The sequence below is a fragment of the Nostoc cf. edaphicum LEGE 07299 genome (genome assembly GCF_015207245.1).
GTDB lineage: Bacteria > Cyanobacteriota > Cyanobacteriia > Cyanobacteriales > Nostocaceae > Nostoc > Nostoc edaphicum_B.
Map to the genome: position 1 here is coordinate 1 of NZ_JADEXF010000502.1, position 4,208 is coordinate 4,208.

2 protein-coding genes and 1 pseudogene are annotated in these 4,208 nt (G+C 42.1%); 1 reads left to right on the top strand and 2 read right to left on the bottom strand.

From position 1 onward, the window contains the following. Together IQ229_RS24120 and IQ229_RS15630 are read right to left on the bottom strand one after the other, a co-directional pair. A pseudogene (locus IQ229_RS24120) lies at positions 1 to 193 on the bottom strand (MBOAT family O-acyltransferase); the annotation flags it as partial. A 121-nt stretch (positions 194 to 314) separates the two neighbouring features. Then, complete coding sequence (locus tag IQ229_RS15630; RefSeq protein ID WP_194045146.1) at positions 315 to 3,329, bottom strand: DUF1574 family protein; 3,015 nt, start codon at positions 3,327 to 3,329, stop codon at positions 315 to 317. A gap of 444 nt (positions 3,330 to 3,773) precedes the next feature. Between IQ229_RS15630 and IQ229_RS15635 the strand changes: the two genes are divergently transcribed. Further along, positions 3,774 to 4,106: a hypothetical protein gene (locus IQ229_RS15635; RefSeq protein WP_409339937.1), complete on the top strand. Its 333-nt coding sequence runs from the start codon at positions 3,774 to 3,776 to the stop codon at positions 4,104 to 4,106. Positions 4,107 to 4,208: the final 102 nt, after the last annotated feature.

Below are 4,208 nucleotides of genomic sequence, written 5' to 3' on the forward strand. Positions count from 1 at the left end.
TTTCTAGACCTACACGGAAATTAATAAACGTTAATGCTAATAGTAATGGTATGTATTGGATGTGCAAAGATGCGTAGAAAACCAAACTGGCAATTAGCAGCGTCCACAATCGCAATTTATGTTGTGCTAAAGACCAGTAAATCCCTAACACACTCAACAGGAACAGCCCATAAAAAATTGATATAAAGTTCATTTGTCATTTGTCATTTGTCATTTGTCATTTGTCATTTGTCATTTGTCATTTGTCATTTGTCATTAATAAATAATTTTTCTTGCTCTGCCTCCTCTGCTCCCTGATCTCTATCCTCCACTTCCTACTTAACTGGCCAAGGAATCATCGGATCGTTAGCTAACTTTTTCGATACTTCGTATGCACCAAAGCGGTTGAGGTGGCTAGGATCAGAAAAGAAGTCATTTACTTTTAGCCACTGTTGGCTCAAGTCACGATAAATAAAGTTGGGATTAGTGGCTAAATGCAACATATATTGCTGAAATTGTTGCTCATATTGTCTACGCACTGGATCTAAATAATCTCCTGTCAAAGGCATGTTGACAAACACTAAGGAGATTTTCTGAGACTGGGTAAACTGAAGCACTTCTTGAAAAGCAGCATCTTGCTGTCCTTCTACTTGGAAAGATTTATAGTCGTTGTCATAATTTCCGGGAACTCTAGAATGTTTTTGATAGTATCTCGCGGGATTAAACCGAATAGACAAGGGTAGAAAGCCATCAAAGTCAACCGCTTGCTGAGAAATACTTTCATCTGAAGTACCGTCTGTCAATTGTTTTTGTGATGCAACTGTCTGATTCCTACCAAATATGAGCAGTTGTTTTTGCAGTAAACTTTTAATTTGCTCACGGTTTTGATAGCTAGTAGAAACAGATGCTATAGCCTGATTTAATGACTGATTAACAGCTTCATAAGTACTAATGTCCTGTTTTTCTTCCTTTGTCTTTTCTTCTCCCGAATTTATTGTATTTTCTAAATCATTGCTACTTGCTGTTGTTGGTGTTTTTTGGAATGCTTGTTTATAACCAGCTGATGCAGCCAGCGATTTAAAGGTAATATCCTCACGCCCACCGTTGAAAGCACCCGCACCATCTGCCCAGATAATTATTTTGGGTAGTTCTGATGGTTCTAGTACGTGACGAATCACAAAGTCTACAACTTGTGCCGTAGCACCGTTAATTCCAAAGTTAAACACGTCAAGATTTGGATAGCCTTGAGTTGCCAAAGCTTTAGAAAGTGCTGCGGGATCTACTCCTCTGAGGGCGCGGGAGGAGCCAATAATCAAGACATCTGGGGGACTACCAGTTCTAGCTAAACGCTGTTTATACAGTGCTAGTTGCTCGTCTAACTGTCGGACATTAAAACTTGGCATCTGCGATCGCGCTGCTAAAAGAATAGCTGTTGCGGTTGCTTTTTCCTTCAGTGGTGCGGCTGCCAAATTATTTTTTGGGGTATCATCACTCTGGGTAAATTCCGAAGCATTAAATACAGAACTTTGATTTGGAGGGGATTTTGTCTTGGAAGTGCTGCTAAAAAATGTCGTTTTATCACTCTGATTTTTCCCAGATGTCAAAGATGCCTTTTGCTCGGAAGATGAAGATGGGAGGGTGGCACTAGCAACTTTTGGCGAGCTGGGTGTATTAAGTGTAATAATTCGACCCAATACCCAATCAGTTTGGAGGGTGAGCAATAATCCCAGTGTTCCCCAAACTAGAGCAATTTTAATTCCTTGAACATCATGGTTACGTTCCCCTGACTCGCTGCTTTCGCTAAATAGCTGGCTTTTCAACAAGAATTTTCTCGCAGTTGAACTCGCCGTTGCTATCCAATCTCGCGCTACTTCTGTTACAAAATTTTGAACTTCTTCTGTCGTTAAGTCTGGGCGCAAAATTGGCTCACTAGTCTCAGATGTTACTAAATCGTTAATGTATATAGAAGTAGCAGCAAATTCTGGGGTTGCTTCTGGTACTAAACGTTGGCGATGTTCAAGATCGACGCCATAATGCCAAAAAGGTTCTTTATTCCCAGCACGGCGACCGTAGATACGTACTCCTATAATACCGGAAATTTTTAACTGACGGATAAACTGCGTAATTTTACTTGCTACTTGTTGCCGCTGTGGACAAACAGGTGCGTCACACATAATGTGCAATAAACCATTTTTGTTCAGTAGAAGTACGCGAATTCCACCTGTCAATAATCGCCAATCCAAATCAGGATTGAGTAAGCGCTCTATTAAAAATATGATCGCTGCTTCATCACCAGTATTTGCCAAATCAAGTGGTGATATGGCAAAGGCAGGATAGTTTGCTGCGGGTAAAGCCAGCCACTCAATCCAAGTGGGTTCCTTGTCACCTGCTTTTTGCCCGTATATGGTGGCGGCGAGAATGCCTTGAGGAGCGATCGCTTCTAGCTGGGGTAAAATCGCCTCTAAGCACACTACCTTGTCTGGGATCGGGGCAGTTCCTAAAGGATCGAAAGCTGGGATACAAAATATATGTAGGGTTGATTCTTTTAGAGAGACTTGGACACCAACTTTTAATCCTGATAGTACTTCAGCTAATAATCGAGCGATCGCTTGGACATCTCCCCAGCGCGCCCACTCTTTAAGCATCACCTCTGGTGGTGTCAAATCCACCCGCAGCAGCCAATCAGGGGCAGTTTCGCCGCTCACCTGAGAAACAATTACAGCATCTTGGTAGCCGGAAAGCTTGAGATAACGCAACTTTTGTGCTATCGGTTCGGCAAGCAACGATGCATCAGGGCTATAGCTTGACTGGCAAAATATCCACAGGCGATTTTCTTCTGACTGAGAATTCTTTGGCTTATATGGCTTAATCTTTACCTGTACCGATACACCTAGCGTACTCAAAGTTTCGCTAAGATATCGAGCGATCGCTTCTGGATTCCCTTGGCGTGCCAAACTTTCGTTAGAGACAATTAGCGCCCCACCCGATTGTTTTGATTTTTTCGAGTCTGCTAGCAGCGCTTGTTGCACCTGATCGAGATGCTTATCTATTTGATTCAAGTGAACTCGATGGCACCATGAGGGGCGCTGTTCCCCTTTTCTGCGGCCATAGACAAATACTTGATATATTGAGGTTTGTTCGCTGTTTGTGAGGATATCTAAGTTTGTTTGCTGTAGTGCTTGCAGCAAATCAGACAAAATACGCCAACGCTGCGGACATTCTGTACCTTCACAAAGAATATGAAGGTCATTTCCCCGCAACCGGACTTTCACTCCGAAAGTGTTGATCCCTGTTGCTTGGCTTACCCATTGCACTAAGGATTGCTGGCGATCTGGTACTACTGTTTTCATGCTCAGTTAACTTTACAGGAAGCGATGGTTGGGGGATAGTGCCTGCACTTGTAAACTAGAACCATAGGTCTATCACACTCTGACGGTTTTTTTTAACAATTTTGTTACCTTCGTAGCTCACAAAATCGGACAAGATAGTCTTGTATAGGTTGCAAGTCTGACTAATGTTGAGTTTTGCGTTTATTTTACTAATAGGGAGTCAAAAATCAGAAGTTAGGAGTTAGGAGAGACGCGATTAATCACATCTGTACAGGAGCCAGGAGTCAGAATAATTCTATATGACTGGCTGATGACTTGTCCTTTAAAACCGGACTTTTATCCCACTGCGCTAATGCCTCTGATGGGCGAAACAAACAATAAGCTTATCTCATTTCAACTCCATCCCTTGCTCGTTGGAGTCATCCTAACTCCTAACTCTGAACTCTTGTACAGACGCGATTAATCGTGTCTCTCCTAACAGACGCGATTAATCGCGTCTCTACTCTTAATTCCCATAACCAAAAATTAGCAATGCCTCCTACCAACCAACAGTCTTCACCTAAACCCGCATCCAATCTGGATTTATTTCCCATTCCTCAATCGTTCCTTTTACAAATAGGTACAGCGTCTATATTACTGCTGCTGATTACTGGAAAAGCTACATTAAGAGCACTAGAAGCCGTAGGAGAAGCCAGTGAAGAATTATTTCGAGGCGATCGCCTACCCAATTTAGACTTCCCATTAGACTTCCCAGATGAACACGAAATCAATCAAGATGAGAAGATATACACCAAATAATTATTTGCTCAGGAACAACCCGGTGAGCATTAAGTGCAAAACCTAGAACCGTAAACAGTAATTAGCTTTACAAGAATAGAGAATATGGGTTCCCTTTTATAC